Origin of the sequence: Bacillus sp. FSL L8-0199 (assembly GCF_038005705.1) — a bacterium.
Lineage (GTDB): Bacteria > Bacillota > Bacilli > Bacillales > Bacillaceae_G > Bacillus_A > Bacillus_A cereus.
In genome coordinates this window covers 186,375-203,156 of the sequence record NZ_JBBOTS010000004.1, presented here as the reverse complement: position 1 = coordinate 203,156, position 16,782 = coordinate 186,375, and the positions used below count along the sequence as shown (strand labels likewise).

The following is a 16,782-nucleotide window of genomic DNA, read 5'->3' as shown; positions in this document are numbered from 1 at the left end:
GGGAATGACAGAAATCCGTAGTTAAAAACGACTATGAATTTCTGTCTTTTTATTTTATTAAGGAGGATTTTAGCATGAATTTATTTGAACTGTTCGATTTAGAGGTAAGAGAAAACATAATAGTACAAGATGTGAGGACAGATAAACAAGTTCGCAATCGATACAGCTATGATGTTGGTGAGAAATTAGTAGGAGCTAAGAAAGAGCTAAGAGCCTTAAAAGAATCATTTTTAGTATCATTTTCTTTAGAAGTTTTAGCAGAAATTGAAAAAGAATCTCCAGTAGAGGCGCTAAATGCATTGGATCGAAATACATTGATTCCATTTTCCTTTGAACTAGAAAAAGAAAATGATATCCCGGCACGTGTTGCAAAGTTAAAGCAATTACTAGTGGGCAGAATTGATAAGAAGCCAATTGTAGATACACCGACTGCAAGGAAACTGTATGTGCAAGCGTGTAGAAGAATATGGCATGATATACAGTCAGTACATACCTCAGAACAATGGATAGATCTTGTTGGTTCTTACGGTAAGGAAATGAAAAATGGTTGGTATGCATTTAAAAGAGATAAGAATGTCACGTACACATTTAAAAGAATGGTAGAAGAATATTTTGATGAGTTTGTTGATGCGGATGGTATGGAGTTATTAATATTAGGTAAGAAATTCATATCACTTTGTACAAATTCAAAAAGTATTAATTCTACGTATCTTCGTGTATCACATGAACTAACATGGAATGATTTACTTACAAAAAAGGTTACGACTCGTAAGAAGTCTGCAGCTGCTTGGAGTAGGAAACTGCCAGAAACTCTCCAGAGAAAAGGACCAGGAATAGAATTTGCTACCAAACCTGAAGAAGTAGTTGCTATGTTTGGGTTAAAGGGGATGCAATTTGGTCATTATTGCACCGAACAATATGCAAAAGAGCATATTAGTCATGTATTTGAAGCGTTACATGATGTAGCTCGTATATTGGGAATTCCACCTGAGTATATAGGGCTAGGAGGACGCTTAGGGCTGGCAATTGGTGCGAGAGGAAGCGGCAATGCATTAGCACATTATGAACCTTCTACCAAAGTCATTAATTTAACTCGTGATAATGGAGTCGGGGCATTGTGTCATGAATGGGGACATGCACTGGATCATTTCTTATATGATTGTAGTCATGATTTTAAAAATGGTAGCCTTGCTTTCCTATCAAGTGGGAAGAGTATCGGAAATATTTTGCCTGCTATTATCAAGGAAAAGATGCAAGCTGTGCTAGATGCCTGTAAACAAGGAAAAGTGGCCAGAGTAATTAATGTGGAAAGTGCTTATGATAGAAAGTGGTATTTCTATGGTAGTGTCATCAATAGTTATGATGTATGTAAGGGAAATGTGTCAGGTATTCTAGAATCCTATCACTTAAGTTCGTACAAAAAGCTGGATACCTTATCAGGGGCAGCTAAGACGCGTATGGAACGTAAGGTTGAAAAAGAATTTGAGAAAACCGCACAAATGTTGGCTGCTTATCACTATAAAAAAACAGGCGAAAAACTTAATGAAATATCGTATCAAGCGAAAGGGTCTGTATACTTTGATACAGCCATTCAGTTAGATAAGAAGAGAACCAAAAAGTATTGGTCTACGAATCATGAGATGTTTGCTAGAGCATTTGAAGCATATGTAGAATCAGCTTTGCTAGATCAAGAACATAGAAATGATTATTTAGTTTGTGATACATATTCTTTTGTATATCCGTTAGGAGAACAAAGAGAATATCTGAATAGAAGTATAAAGAGTTTAATGGAAGTAGCAATTCCATATATAATAAACAGTATACAAGGAGTGGGGAATAATGAATTATAACATTCAAAAAGGTCAATTTCGTTTAACGAGTGCTTATCCAAGAGGTAGCTGGTGGGAATTTTACCGTGTCACGTGTCCGATTTGTCATGATACAGGTAATTGCATGCTGCATATTTCGCAAGAGAAGGTTGCATGTACGCGTGTAGAAAGTAAATGGATTTATGGAAAAAATACGGGAAATCCAAGCTACATTCACTACATTAATGGAAAAGATAAGTATCAATTGCCTGAGGCGGATGAAGTTCAGATTCATGATAAGAAAAGTAATGAAGAATTAGATGTGTTTAATCGTAAGTTAATGGATTTTATACCATTACAGGAGCATCATCATACACATTTATTACGAGATAGAAAAATGACTGAAGAACAAATACAAGTACGTCAATATCGTTCTTTCTTAAAACAACAAATTGTGTTAGAGGAGGATAATACGTATACCACCGTTTGGGAACAGTTATTTAAGCAGATTGGTGAGAAAAATTGCTGGCAGGGTGTTCCGGGCTTTTATGAGATGAAGAAAGGTCAACTTTCTCTTCGTTTGATGTCAGGATCTCCTGGTATATTGATTCCTTTTCGAAATCAGTACAATCAAATTGTTGGATGGCAGGTTCGTGTGGATGAAGTGAAAAACTCAGTTCATGTGAAAGCGGCACCCACTGGAGTTCAAGCGGAATTAATCGAGCAGCCTAACGTTGTAAAGATAACTAAAGATGGTGATTGTATCTTTGAAGGCGAACTAGAAGTGAGCAAAAAGGTAGAGATTCCATTTCAAGAGGGACAAATAGTTGTAAAGATTCATAAAGGGCAAAAATATCTGTGGCTCTCATCAGCAAATAAAAATCAAGGGACAGGGGCAGGCGGTAGTGAAAATCCACTTCCTGTACATGTAGCGGTACCAAGTTCTCATTTAAAACATTGGAATTCTGGTACATTGCATCAAACGAAATCAGTAATGATCACAGAAGGACCTATGAAAGCTGATTTGATTGCTGATTTGATTCCAGAGAGATTTAATAAAGAGGAGATTTCTGAAATAGGAACAACGGTTCTTGCGATTCCTGGTGTAAATGCTTGGCGAATTGCCATGCCTGTATTAAAGGATATGGGTATAGAAAATGTCTATTTAGCGTTTGATGCCGATTTAGTAGAGAATCAAAAAGTAAGGAAAGCTCTTATAGACTTTGCGACAGAGTTAAAGCGAGTGGGCTATAACGTAATCATAGCTGCATGGAATCCAACGCAAGGTAAGGGGCTGGATGAGATGATGCAAGCTTCTTTCAAGCCCGTTTTCCGTACACTATAATAAATCATATTATTTTAGCTAGGGGATTTTATATAAAAGAAAGGTGTGTATGAAGTATATGGATATTATGCAACAATTAATGGACGTAGACAAAAAAGCTAGGGAACAAGAAAGAATGGAACTCATTCAACGATTTTATAGTGAAGGAGTTTCTATCACGACAATAGCAAATGCGACAAATATGTGTGAAGAGGATATTTCGTATATATTAAATAACTAGTATCCATATTTGATGAGATGAATAGAGGGGGGAAAGATAGAATTGTAATTCTATCTTTTTTTATGTCCTAAAATACAATTTTAAAACGAGAAAGGTAGAGGAAGAACATGAGTGTCTATGTAAAAAAGAATCTAGTAAATTTACGAGTTGATTATGCTTTTAAGCGTCTATTTGGAGTAGAAGGAAATGAAGATATATTAATAGGGTTTCTTAATGCGGTACTACAATCATCTATTGATGAAGAAATTACATCTTTGCACTTAGATGATCCGCATCTTCCAAGAGAGCAGAAGGATGATAAATTATCTATTTTAGATTTGCGAGCTACTCTGAATAATGGTATAAAATTAAATATAGAGATTCAAGTTCGAAACAAAAAAGATATGATAGAGCGTTCTTTGTTCTACTGGGCTGGCATGTATTATTCTCAAATGACTCAAGGGATGAAGTACACAGAATTAAGACCAACCATTTGTATTAACATAGTAGATTTCATTCTGTTTCCAGAAGAGCAAGAGTTTCATAATGTTAATACAGTGATGAACAAGAAATCGAAGCGCATTATTACTGAAAATATGCAGTTGCATTTTCTTGAAATTCCAAAAGTGATTCAAGAATGGCGAGGAGAACGAATGAATCCATGGGAAAATTCTTTAGCGCGTTGGTTATTATTATTCCCTGCGCATGAGGATGAGAGATTAACAACAATCCTGGAGGCGATAGCAATGGAAAAAGATCCAGTTTTGAAAAAAGCAATAGAGGATTGGGAGCGTTTAAGTAGCGATAAGGATTTTTTACGCTTATATGAGGCTAGAGAAAAAGCAATAAAAGATAGAATATCAGAAATAGAAACGGCAGAAGAAAAAGCCGCAGAAATAGCTACCAAGAAAGCCACAGAAGAGACTAGAATTGCAACTAAGATAGAGATGATTCACAATTTAATTCATGTCGGTGTACCTATAGAGAAAGTAGCGGAAGCCACTGAATTAAGTGTGGAAGAGGTTAATGAAATTTTAAAACATAAAGAGTAAATATAAATGATAAAAAATAGGTAATTGTGATTACAAACAATTACCTATTTTTTTATTTTTGATTGATGCCCATTTTGTGATTACAACTATATTTTTTCTTAAGCTATAATGAAATTAAGAGTATATATGCGAAGGAAGAGGAAATTAATATGAAGGTAACCAGGGATACGCTACATGAAATGATAGACAAGGTAAAAGAAAGTGAATTACATGAAATATAAGATGTGTCGCAATCTATTTTAAATAGTAGTGAAATAATAATTAAACCTAGAGAGGCAGCATTAAGAAAAGCGAAAAAAATAGAAGTTGTTTCGGTTGCATTAGATTCATTTTTCGAAGAGAAAGAATAATTATATACTTACTGTGTAATTTTTACATACTTAAGGGGTGTAATATTGCAAATAAAGTCGTTAGAGGTATATTAATATGCAAAAGGAAAAAGAAGGTTATTATGTACATGTGTATACACTGAGAGACAAAAGTACAAAGTCAATAAAAATAAAACCATCGCGCTCATTGAAAGAGGAAATGAATGTTTTAGGTCTTACGGACAGTGATATTTTTCAAATTCAAATGGTATGGTACGATCCAAACCAAGAGGTTAAAAAATAATAAAGATGTAAATAAGGGGTTGTATTTTTAAAATCGTATTGCTATAATATAAACGTAATAAGATTTTACAATAAAATATAAATTTAATCAGTTCGCATATAAGAGAAGACCTCAATATGCGCCATGTCCTTAGGGGACGTGTGCGTGTATTGGGGTCTTTTTGCGTTTTGCGAGCAAAAACATCCGGAGGTGCAGGAATTATGTTGAATTGGTTGTCTGCAAAACTTATGACAACATCAGTAGGAGATTTCTTACTGGCAAAAAATAGTTTTTCGAAAGGGCTTGGTGGTAATGGTGGTGGCGGTAATGCTGAAACCGTTCAAAAAAGCATGAACACTTTGGTGAAAACCTTAATTGGTTTTGGGGGAATTTGGGTAGCAGCTTGCGTTGTATTTGCAGCTATTAAACTATCTGGAGCACAAGGGAAGAACCCTGAAAACCGTACACAAGCTATGATTGGTTTAGCTTGCGCGGCAATTGGAGGCTTTGTCATGATCAAAGCTTACGATATCGCTGCTTGGGTTACGACAATCTAACATAAGAGTTTGTACAAGCTCTCCTCTATTTGGGGAGAGCTTCTCTTATACAAGGGAGGAAACAAAATGAGAAAAGTAACCGTTCCTGTTGATATGACTTCGGAACAAAAAACACTATTAGGTGTGCTGAGCAAGCGCCAATTGATTTATCTATTAGGTGGCGGAGCATCCCTTTATTTATATGTACCATTTTTATGGCGACTATTTGCACCTATTGATGCGGTAGTAGCGTTTTTTATTTGCTTAATTTTAGCACTACCGACGGTAATAGGTGTTATAACGTTTGCTTTTATATATAAAGAAAAACAACACATGTATTTAGATAAGTATCTACTTATCAAAATGCGTAGCCGTTCCGAAAAAGGTAAGTGGAGAAAAGGGTACGAGCCAACTACATGGGCAAAGGAGAACTTATAAATGTTAGAAATGATATATTTTGCAGCGATAGCCATTGTGGGATTTTTCTTTTATCGGAAAATGAATGGAAAACCGCTGTTTGGTTCTAAGAAAAAAGGGAAAAAGCAAGGTGGAGTAGAGAAACACACTACTGAAAAAGCTGGAAAGAAAAATAAAAAAAATCCGCCTGCTGAATCGGAAATTGATGAGGATAATGTTGACTTCTTTCGTGCTTTTGTAGAAGACATTAAGGAAATCGATAATCATATGATTCGATATCATGATGATACATTTGTTCTGATTGCGGAAGCACATCCAGTTAACTATTATTTACTCTCCAATATGGAACAAGAAGCAATTGATATCAAAATTGAATCATGGTTAACCACATTAGAATTTAATACGAAAGTATATATTCAAAGTAAGTTTGTAGATTTAACAGATCCTGTACGCAAAATGACAGAAACGATGAAAGGTGCGAAGGACCTTACACCAGAGACGGTTCTATATGGTCAAGAAGTTATCGATAACTTAGAGTACTGGCAGCGTTCGCAACCTCGATATGAACAAAAGCGTTATTTAATTTATCCATACAAGGTTGATATTAGTACGATTACTGCTGATACAGAGGAAGAGTTGGAAGAAAAGATTGTGGATAAGGCGTTTAACGAATTATATCGCCGTTATAATGCTTCTCGAAATCTACTATCGAAAGCAAAAATTAATGTAGAAATGTTAACGAAAGATAAATTAATAGAACTTTTATATGTAGCATTTAACCGTCGGAAAGCTGTAAAAGCTCGTTTCCAGGACTTAATTGAAAATGAGAATTTCTCCCTCTATTCAACAGGGGAAACAAATGAAAGAAAACTAGAGTTAATGAAGAAAGTGCTAGCAGAAGAAAAGGCAGAAAAATCAAATAACGGGGTGGCGTAAACATGAAGTTGTTCGGAAGAAAGAAAAAGGAAAAGAAAAAAATAGAAGCAGAAGAGAGGGACGAATTGGAGCTAGAGGAGGAAGAGTTGGAAGAAGAGGAAGTACCGACGCAATTAGACAATCAAACAACAGTGTTTGATGTTATTGCCCCAGAAGGAATGAAAATTGATGCAGAAGATTATGGGGTTATTAAACAATCTTTAGGAAGTAATACGTTCTTCCGTCCGTTTTATATTCCACGTGATGGATATCCACGTATGATGCAAACGAATTGGCTGAACATGTTAACTTCAGCCGGGGAAGTGGATGTCATGATTGATATTCATAAAGAGCCAAAAGCTAAGGCAATGCGATCATTAGATATGCAGCTGACAATGTTACGTTCCAATCTTTCTTTCCAACGTACACGAGGAAACATTGACCAAGAAAAAGACTTAGATGCAAAAATTCAAGATACAAACAATTTAATGGATGAAATCCAGTTCAATGAAAACGACTCGTATATGGTGAGTACAATGGGTGTTGCTTACGCAGAATCAAAGAAAGAATTGGACGTTTTATGTGAGTATATTGAAGATGAAATGCAAGCATCTCATTTTAAGATAGCAAGTACTTGGAACCGTGTGAAAAGTGGTTTGAAAGCTACTATGCCACTAGGGGCACCAAATACGCTGCAAGATACTTATCGAAATATCGATAGACGTGCTCTATGTACATTTGCACCCTTTGTATCAGGATCCGGAAGATTTAACGGTGGTATACCAATAGGAAAGAACAAAATTACTGGCCAAGTAGAATTTTTAAATTCATTCGGGAATGCAGATTATCGTCCACCAAACTATAACATTGGTGTGACAGGAATTTCAGGTTCCGGGAAAAGTTTACTTTTAAAAATGAAGCTCGCTCGTGAAACATCACTTGCAGATACACATGCAATGATTATCGATCCAGAGGGAGAGTTTGTAAAAATTACAAAACGTTTAGGTGGTATTAACCTAAACATTTCACCTGAAAGTAATATCATTATTAACCCTTGTGCAATTGCTGTAACAGAGCTTCAGATTACGGATAAAGATGAAGAACTCGAAGCACTTGAACAATATGATAAGAAAGAACTCGTAGAACGTGATGGCGTAAAGTATGTGAGATTTGTACCAATTTTAGAGAAAATCAATGAAATACTAGGATTCTTTGACATTATTATTCGCGGACAAGACTTTGATCAACCAGGATTAAATGTATTCCAACGTACGATGCTAGAAGATGCAATCCGTGAAGTGTTTGATAAACATGGTATTACTTCACATCCTTCTTCTTTATATACAGATGAAGTGAAGAAGGTGGATGGACAATTAATTCAGTCTCAAGTAAGAAAGCCAGAGCCGGAGTTAAAAGAAATATACGATGTCATAGTAGAACATCATGGAGACGATGTGAAGGCAGAAGAGTTAATCGCTGCGATTCGTCCGTTCTTACGTGATGGGTCAAAACCATTATTTGATGGGCAAAGTCATTTTGGTCGTGGTGTAGAAACACAGTTAAATGAATCACGTGTTGTTAACTTTAATATTAGTCATTTAGAAGAAGGATTCTTAAAACCAATCGCTTTCCACGTTATCTTGAACTATATTTGGGAGCACTGGATTAAGAGTCCAGAACACGCTATCAAACGAAAAGTACTGTATGTGGATGAGATGTGGCAGTTTATCGATTATGAACAAACGGTTAACTTCTTAGAAAAAGTAGCACGTCGTTCACGTAAAAGAAATGCCGGTATGTGTTGGGCAAGTCAGGACTTTGTTCGTATTTTAGAAAATGTAAAAGCTCGTGGTATCTTGCAATCTACTTTCTCTTATTTCTTCTTAGAACAAAATAAGATTGATAAGAAAAAGATTCAAGAGAACTTTAACTTAACTGCTGGGGAGTTAGATATTATCCTAAACAACCCTGGAAAAGGAGAAGGAATCTTCCGTGTAGGAGATAGTTCGGTTTGGATTCAAACAGATCCATCAGATAAAGAAATGATGTTTATTGAATCGAATGAAGCGGTACTTCAAGAGCTTTTAAACAATATGAAGAAAGTACAAGGGTACGCAGGATAGTAGCGTACCTTTGTAAAGGAAGGTGAAATTATGCTTGAGAAAATAATAGATTGGGTCGGAGGCCTTGTTATCCATATGGTAAAGGCCCTACTAGCGCCTATTTATGGATTTATGGATACTATTCCAGTTCTAGTCTTTGGTGGAGATAAATCTAATCTAGATTTTTTATATGAAAAGAATGCAGTTACGAATGTATTAGATACCGGTATGCCTGTCATGTTTAAACTTGTTGCTTTTTGTGTTCTCGTCAGTGTAGTAATTACAGCAGCAAAATATTCAGCAACGACTCTGAATCCAAATAATCGCACGGCATTAATTGAATATGCAAAAGACTTAATGATTATCTCGATTTGCCTCTGGCATTTAGATTTCTTTTATAATTTTATTTTTGATCTAAATTCTTGGATTATAGTAGAGTTTAAAGAGGCGTTAGGGAATTTTAACCCAGATCAGCAAATACCTCTATTAAAGAATGGACTGGCAGATAATAAGACGATTACAGAACTTTCAATGAAAGACCATAAAAATGATTATATGTTTATCATATTCGGACTATTTATTGAAGCTGGATTAATGATATGGGCAAACTTTTATTATTTAATGCGTGCTGTGACACTATACGTATTAATGTTACTAGGCCCTGTAATGGTAGGAATGTGGATGTTCCCACAAAAGAAACAACAGACTTTATATTGGATTCGTGAACTTATGGGTGCAGTATTAATTCAAGCGATTCACGCAATTACCCTATGGTTAGTTATTACACTTATTGGGGGTGCGCAAAATCCTATTATAAAATTAATATTACTTGCGATGTTTATCCCAGTTGGTGAAATCGTGAAAAGCTTTATTGGCCTTAGCACCAATGCATCCGCTGGTATTCATAGAGCAGGTACGATGATGGGTATGGGTGCTTTAGCAAGTGTGGCCGGGCTAGTTAAAGGTGTTCGTGATGACTACCGCAGCGCAAAAGATAAAGGGAAAGAAAAGAAAGATGGAGAGAAAGATAATAAAGAAGATGCGGATAACCCGAAAGATGCATTAGGAGCGAATTTAGGGACAGATGTTGGTACAACATCTCGTGCAGCTCGTATGTTAAAAGCTGGTCAAATTGGAAGTTCAATTGGTAAAGCAGCGACAGGACTTGCAGGTATGGCAGCGGGAGCTGGTCTTGGACCGGGAGCGATGGTAGCAGGATCGCAAGTTGGAAGTGCATTAGGTAGTGCTCCTGGTGCAGTGGCTGGTAGAAGTGTTGCTGCAGTCGGCGAAGGAGCTGTAGCTTTAGGAAAACATATTGGTTCCAGTGTAAAAAAGGGTGCGGACACGTATTCAAATCTAAATGGCGAATCTTATCCGGAACTAACCGATGAAGATATCGCACAGGATTTAGCTACAAAAGACTTTGAAAATTGGAAAGCAGATAATCCGGATTCTGCAGTTGCAAGCCGTTTAAAACAAGCATTCCCTGGTGCATCTGATGCAGAGATTGCTAAAAAAGTAGCGAAAACAAACAATGATCAAATGTCTCGTTTCTCAAATCAGCGGAAACAAGATTTACAAAATATGAAGAAAGCCGCTACACCATATGGAAATGCTAGAGATTTAGTAAACGCTGCAACGAATGCATTCCAAAAGGGGTATGAGGCAGACCATAAAGACACGTTTATGAGTCAGTTACCAGAAAATATGTCAGCAGAAGAGAAAGAGAAACATTGGAACGATCATCTGAACACAAAAGTACAAGGATTTAGAAATCACGCAGAACAGGCGGCAACAAAAGCGGGAGCTATGCCAGTTGATGCGAAGGACAAACAAGGAAATAATCTGTTTGATAAGTCCTATGTGAATAAAGATGCGTTTGCTTCTCGACTTGCATTAGGAAAAGTCGGAAAAGCAGTCGAGGATGTAAAAGGAGAAACGTTAGAAAGTGGCCATCAAAATATGGGACAAGTCGGTGCTCTTGTCGGTGCTTCTACTGCTGCATTTAAGAAAGCGTATAGTGCAGACCATAAGGCTGGATTCATGAAACAATTCCCTGCAGATATGCCGCAACAAGAAAAAGAAGCCGCATGGAATAAGCATTTAGATCAAAAAGTACAAGGATTTCAAAATCATGCGCAACAAGCGGCGGAATCAGCTGGTATTGTACAGCAAAAAGACGGTACAAACTATGCGAATAAAAAAGCTTTCGCTGCTCATTTATCACAACAGTTACAAAAAAATCCTGGCTTAAATGCGATGGGTGTATCTAGTGTGGCAGGCATTCAGAAGGCAGTCAACGGCGTGAAAACGCATGGTTTGACAAGTGGAACAGGAAGCCAGCAAGCAAAACAAGTAAGTAATGTTGGGAACCTGGTACAAGCTTCTACAGAATCCTTTAAACAGGGCTATGCAGCAGAACAACAGGCAAGCTTTATGAAAAAGTTGTCTCCAACTATGTCTCAACCACAAAAAGAGCAAGCTTGGCAGTCTCACCTGAATGAAAAAGGAAATGAATTTAAAGCAGTCGCACAACAAGCGGCAGTACAAGCGGGAGCGATGCCCGTACAGGCAAAAGATATGAGTGGTAAGAGTCTACATAATCAATCGTATATTAATAAAGATGCCTTTGCTTCGCAATTAACGAAAGGTTTACAAAGCCATGCAAGTCTTGGAACGGTGAGCCAACAAGTAGGTTCTGGAATTACTAGTGCGATTCAAGGTGTTCGTTCACATGGCGTTGCGACAGGTGGCGCAATCAATAAAGCTGTATATGCAGCGACACAAACGCAAGCGAGTATCGCACGTGCAGGAGATCTTTCCGTTGCGGAAATTGAACGCTCTTATGCAGATGCATCAACAAGTGTAGCGAATATTGCACAAAGTGCTGGTAAAATGTCTATCCCAACTTCCGCAGTGGGACGTATGACACAGCAAAGTACAAAACTTGGCATGAGTGTAATGGAAGGTGCGAAACACCTTATGCTTGCGGATCGCATTGATACGGTATCAAATGCATACTTTAGTGCCGCGAGTGCTGTTCAACAATCCGGAGGGAATGCAGTACAAAGAGTAATAAGTGGGACTACTGCTGCAGTTAATACATCATTAGGTGGGAATGCAGCAGAGCGTCACTATAATGTGACAAAAGGCTTAAGTTACGCCGCAGGTGTGATTGGTGGTGCGGGTGCTTATCAAGCAACTGCACGTATGGTAAGTAAACATAATCCGTATAACAGTGCAGTTCGTACAGAAGCAAAAGAGATTCAGGAAATTCAACAGATGGTACCGACAACAACAGATCATACAGGCGCGCAATCGGTTGTAAAAGGTGCCGTACGTCTTGTGACGACAAATAATAAATCTTGGATTGAAGCAAAAGACGCTAGTGGTATGACGCAAGTTGTATCTCGTTATGGTAGTGGAGATAGCAGTATACGATCTGGACAAGTCGTATATCAGGACTTAAATATTTCAGATGGACAATTAACGCAGTATCGTAATGGTGCGAAAGCATCTCCAGCCTATATACAAGATTCAAGTGGTGGAAAAATCAATATCAATCGCTCGATCAATGTAAATCCAAATCAATTAGTAGGAAATCAAAATCAAAGACCGTTGCAACAGAAACCGGTATTTAATGAACCACCACTTACGGTCAATCACAAGGTAGACAATGGTCACTTCTATATGTCTGATTTAGACCAAGGTGGTTATAAGAATGTACAAATGGTGGTAGAAAGAGATCGTAGTTACATGGTTGCGACAACAACAGACGGTACAGTGTCACGTATTTCGCCATTCGGAAAAGGAGATACGCGTTTACAAGCAAACCAAAGGATTGAAAGAGCTTGTGAAGTGAAAGACAGTAGTATTAAGCCAAAAGAAGAAATTTTAGTCACACATACACAGGACGAAGTTGTTCGTACAGAGACGCATCTGAATTTATCAGAACATGACCCGCAAAATCTGATTCCATTTGCGCCAAATCCTCGCTTAGCGCAGCGAAGAGGAAGAAATTCTCAAAATGGAAAATATGGTGTGATAAGTCTATGAGTCAAAATCCTAACGATCCAAATGAACAGAAAAAAAGTAATCCTTTAAAAGATGTAGCTTCCCACTTTATTAAGAAAAAAGGGATGCAAGCGCGCGGGAAGATGGCAAAATTGGCAGGAAAAGCAGGAAGGGCGGCAGCGAAAGCTGCTGCCAAAATGCTAAAAGCAGGTATATTAAAAATTGTGGGTGCTGTTGTAGCAGCGGTTGGAGTACCTGCCGCTTTGGTAATGGGAGTAATTATTGCTGTGTGTGTGATTTTAGTCTCTTTTATACCTTTTACCGATGATGAAGGTAAGACAGAGGAACAAGTAAAAAAATATATGGAAGTCTCAATGGCTTTGAATGTGGATTGGAAAGAGGTCGTCGCCTTTGACATGGCACGATATGATAATGATTTAACTGGTAAAGATCCGCATGATGCTATATCATATTTCTTGGATATCCAATATGAAGAATATACGGAAAAAGAGGTATGCGAGGCGGGACCGAATGGTCCTTGTGAAAAAAAGAAAAAGGAGATGCAAAAAACAAAATCTGAAAGTTACTCCGGACCAGATGTAAAAAAGATATTAGGAGATACAGATTTTAAGAAAAAAATAGATGAGATTAATGCGAGTGGAAGTAAAAAAGTGACAACATCTTCTCATGGGCTAGAGAAAGCGATGGAACTCGCAAAGTTTAGTAAAAGTCAAAAAGAGCGTGCGCGTGAGATATTAGAAGCCGGGATGTTAGAAGGTATGTATGGACATCTAGCACCTTCTAGTAATTTTGTTGGTGGTATGTGTGTAGGTAATGTGAGCCCTGGCGGGGAGCCTGTCAATCTTAATGCAAAAGTTACAGGATATCTTCCAAAAATTAAAGAAATGGCAGAAAAACATGGTGTTGCTCAATATGTTGGTATTTTGGCTGCCCAAATGATGCAGGAATCAGGTGGAGCAGGAAATGACCCGATGCAGGCTTCAGAGGGGCAATATGGAGACATGAGCTCATCTTGTATTGGTGTAAAGGGAAATGCTCGTGTAGGGTGTATTAAAGATCCCAATATTTCTATAGAAGCAGGTGTACGGGAATTTAAAGATGTACTAGGAAAGGCCAATGGTGACATTGCACTCGCTTTGCAGTCATACAACTTTGGCGAAGGTTTTATTAGTTACGCTTTAGCAAAGGGTGGCTATTCAGAAGAAACAGCTATTGAGTTCTCAAGAAGTAAGAATCATTTAAATCCAGGTGGTTGCTCCGATCCGAATAACTTTCGAACCAAGGTAAATGCGTGTTATGGGGATTTTGTGCGCCCATAAGGGGGCAAGGAAAAACGGTGATTGCAAGCTGTTAGGTCAACCCTAAAAGACCTAGTATCACTTGGCTAACCTTGGAGGGAAACTGAAAGGGGACAACAGCATGCTAAGAAAGCCGTAAGTTGGCTAAACATCAAGTCAAGACTGAGCGGCAAGATATAAAGTATAGATAAGGATGAAGGCTAAACTGCTTGAATGATAGCACAAGGGAGGCCACCGTAACTAGTCTCGAAAGATGTTTATAAACGAGATTCAACAGATATCATAAAGATAGTATGAGTCATCTTATATGAATAGGGTTATCTGTTGCCCACTTCTATATGGAAGAAAAGTGTGAACGTCACATCCGACACTATACGTGCAAATTCCTTGTTTACTAAATGGGGATTGTCTAAGTTAGAATGTCTGCGAGGCTATTGAGGATAACTTCAAGATGTAACAGTCAAGAAGTATGGCTCATGAATATCTAATATGACAACGGAGCCTTCGTAGTAGTCAGAGCTAGGGAAAGCCTAGTACAGGGCGAAGGAAGGCAGTCTGTTAGCTTATTACCAAATTGGGGAGGTGCGAAAGGCACTATGCAATGTCCAAAAATAGTACTAAGCAATCTGCGAACGAAGAGTCTTAATAAGGAATATCAATATACAAGACTTTATCGTAATTTATATAACCCAGATTTCTTTTTATTAGCATACGATAATCTAAGTAAAAATGATGGCGCATTAACGATAGGAGTAGACCAAAGGTCTATTGATGGTTTTTCTATGAAGGAAGTGGAAGACTTGATAAGTGTTTTAAAAAGTAAAAGCTATCAACCATATCCATCTAGAAGAACCTATATTGAAAAGAAAAATGGCAAGAAAAGGCCATTAGGAATTCCTAGCTTTTATGATAAATTAGTCCAAGAAGTTATACGTATGATACTAGAAGCAATATATGATTCAAGCTTTTCTAGTTCATCACATGGATACCGAAAAGGAAAGGGATGCCATAGTGCGTTATTAGAGATAAAGCGCACATTTACAGGTAGTAAATGGTTTATCGAAGGAGATATTAAAGGATTTTTCGACAATATTGAACATCATACTCTAGTTACAATTCTTAAAAGAAGAATAAAGGATGAGGCGTTTATAGAGTTGATCTGGAAATTCTTACGAGCTGGATATTTAGAAGAATGGAAATTTCATAATACCTATAGTGGAGCACCTCAAGGTGGAATCATTAGTCCAATACTTTCTAATATTTATCTAAATGAATTAGATGCTTATATGAAAAAGTATCAGGATAGATTTGAATCAGGGAAAAAGCGACAAATAAATAAAGAGTATAGTAATTTACAGTATAAAGTGCGGAAGATTCAAGAGAAAATCGATACTGCCTATCTAAATGGAGAAGTAACACGAATTACGGAACTAAAAGAACAACACAAAGTTTTGAAAGGGAAGTTGTTACAAACACCTTATAATAATCCAATGGATGAAAATTATAGAAGGCTCAAATATGTAAGATATGCGGATGACTTTCTTATTGGAGTAATAGGTTCTAAAGAGGATGCAATTCTTATTAAAAATGAGATAGCTTCATTTTTGAAAGAAGAGCTAAAACTAGAATTATCTATGGAAAAGACTCTGATAACAAATGCCTTCAAGAAACACGCTAAATTTCTAGGATTTGAAATTAAAGTGTTTAAAAGTGAAGCAACACGCATTAACAGTCTTGGGAGAGCTTCTAGGGTTCTTAACGGTAAAATTCAATTAAAAATGCCACATGAGGCATGGATAAAGAAACTTCAAAAGTATCAGGCCATTAAAATGTGTGCCGATGGCACTTGGAAACCTCAGCCAAGAGGATATTTCCAACACAATGAAGATTTAGAGATTATCACGCAATATAATAGCGAAATTCGAGGGTTATACAATTACTATCGACTAGCTGAAAATGTGAGCAATCACATGCACCGCTTTGCATATTTCATGTATTATTCAATGTTGAAAACTTTTGCGTCAAAATACAGAACACGTACGAAACAAATTCGAAAGAAATACGAAAAGTACGGACAATTTACTGTACAGTATGAGACAAAGAAAGGAATGAATAAAGTTCATTTCATTGAAAGAAAGTTTCCAATGACAAGAAATTTATCACTAGAAGGAACAGACATTTTACCAAATACTCGGCATGTAATGAGTACGACTAAATTGTCAGATAGAATCAAGGCGGAAACATGTGAACTATGCAGAGCTAGCAATGTTGTGATACATATGCATCACATTAAGAGATTAAAGAATCTACGAGCAAAGTCAAATAAATCATATCTTGAACAACAAATGATAGCGAGAAATCGAAAGACTATCGCACTCTGTAAAGAGTGTCATATGAAAAGACACAAGGGCGAGATATAAAATGCAGAAGACAGATGGAGAGCCGGATACATTGAGAGATGTAAGTCCGGTTCGGGGAGGAACA

General features: G+C 37.2%; 12 protein-coding genes and 1 pseudogene. All 13 read left to right on the top strand.

Annotated features, from left to right (window positions below):
* Positions 1 to 74 precede the first annotated feature (74 nt).
* The 13 genes and pseudogenes from NST86_RS32750 to NST86_RS32690 all read left to right on the top strand — a co-directional run bounded on the left by NST86_RS32750 (position 75) and on the right by NST86_RS32690 (position 16,718).
* Positions 75 to 1,850, top strand: coding sequence for an LPD1 domain-containing protein (locus NST86_RS32750; RefSeq protein ID WP_340935380.1), 1,776 nt, complete (start codon positions 75 to 77; stop codon positions 1,848 to 1,850).
* Positions 1,840 to 3,153: a DUF3854 domain-containing protein gene (locus tag NST86_RS32745; protein ID WP_340935379.1), complete on the top strand. Its 1,314-nt coding sequence runs from the start codon at positions 1,840 to 1,842 to the stop codon at positions 3,151 to 3,153. Before NST86_RS32750 ends, NST86_RS32745 begins: the two co-directional genes overlap by 11 nt.
* A 58-nt stretch (positions 3,154 to 3,211) precedes the next feature.
* Positions 3,212 to 3,373, top strand: a complete 162-nt coding sequence (locus tag NST86_RS32740) for a hypothetical protein (RefSeq protein ID WP_179878555.1) — start codon at positions 3,212 to 3,214, stop codon at positions 3,371 to 3,373.
* A gap of 107 nt (positions 3,374 to 3,480) precedes the next feature.
* Positions 3,481 to 4,404, top strand: a complete 924-nt coding sequence (locus NST86_RS32735; protein ID WP_340935377.1) for an Rpn family recombination-promoting nuclease/putative transposase — start codon at positions 3,481 to 3,483, stop codon at positions 4,402 to 4,404.
* Between the two features lie 224 nt (positions 4,405 to 4,628).
* On the top strand, positions 4,629 to 4,754 hold the full coding sequence (locus NST86_RS32730; RefSeq protein ID WP_340935376.1) for a hypothetical protein: 126 nt from the start codon (positions 4,629 to 4,631) through the stop codon (positions 4,752 to 4,754).
* 76 nt (positions 4,755 to 4,830) lie between these two features.
* Positions 4,831 to 5,016 carry a hypothetical protein gene (locus NST86_RS32725; protein ID WP_086423082.1) on the top strand — a complete coding sequence of 62 codons (186 nt, stop codon included), beginning with the start codon at positions 4,831 to 4,833 and terminating at the stop codon, positions 5,014 to 5,016.
* A 116-nt stretch (positions 5,017 to 5,132) separates the two neighbouring features.
* Positions 5,133 to 5,552: a hypothetical protein gene (locus NST86_RS32720; RefSeq protein WP_001216651.1), complete on the top strand. Its 420-nt coding sequence runs from the start codon at positions 5,133 to 5,135 to the stop codon at positions 5,550 to 5,552.
* A 66-nt stretch (positions 5,553 to 5,618) separates the two neighbouring features.
* Positions 5,619 to 5,969 carry a PrgI family protein gene (locus tag NST86_RS32715; RefSeq protein ID WP_001233532.1) on the top strand — a complete coding sequence of 117 codons (351 nt, stop codon included), beginning with the start codon at positions 5,619 to 5,621 and terminating at the stop codon, positions 5,967 to 5,969.
* Positions 5,970 to 6,884 carry a hypothetical protein gene (locus NST86_RS32710; RefSeq protein WP_340935373.1) on the top strand — a complete coding sequence of 305 codons (915 nt, stop codon included), beginning with the start codon at positions 5,970 to 5,972 and terminating at the stop codon, positions 6,882 to 6,884.
* A gap of 2 nt (positions 6,885 to 6,886) precedes the next feature.
* A complete protein-coding gene (locus tag NST86_RS32705; protein WP_000765120.1) occupies positions 6,887 to 8,986 on the top strand; it encodes a VirB4 family type IV secretion system protein in 2,100 nt (699 codons plus the stop codon).
* A gap of 30 nt (positions 8,987 to 9,016) precedes the next feature.
* The gene (locus NST86_RS32700; RefSeq protein WP_340935370.1) at positions 9,017 to 13,021 is read left to right on the top strand and encodes a hypothetical protein; all 4,005 of its coding nucleotides are present in this window, start codon (positions 9,017 to 9,019) and stop codon (positions 13,019 to 13,021) included.
* A pseudogene (locus NST86_RS32695) lies at positions 13,018 to 14,307 on the top strand (lysozyme family protein); the annotation flags it as partial. The gene NST86_RS32700 and the pseudogene NST86_RS32695, both read left to right, overlap by 4 nt.
* 587 nt (positions 14,308 to 14,894) lie before the next feature.
* A complete protein-coding gene (locus tag NST86_RS32690) occupies positions 14,895 to 16,718 on the top strand; it encodes a reverse transcriptase/maturase family protein (protein ID WP_001149933.1) in 1,824 nt (607 codons plus the stop codon).
* The last annotated feature ends 64 nt before the right edge of the window (positions 16,719 to 16,782 follow it).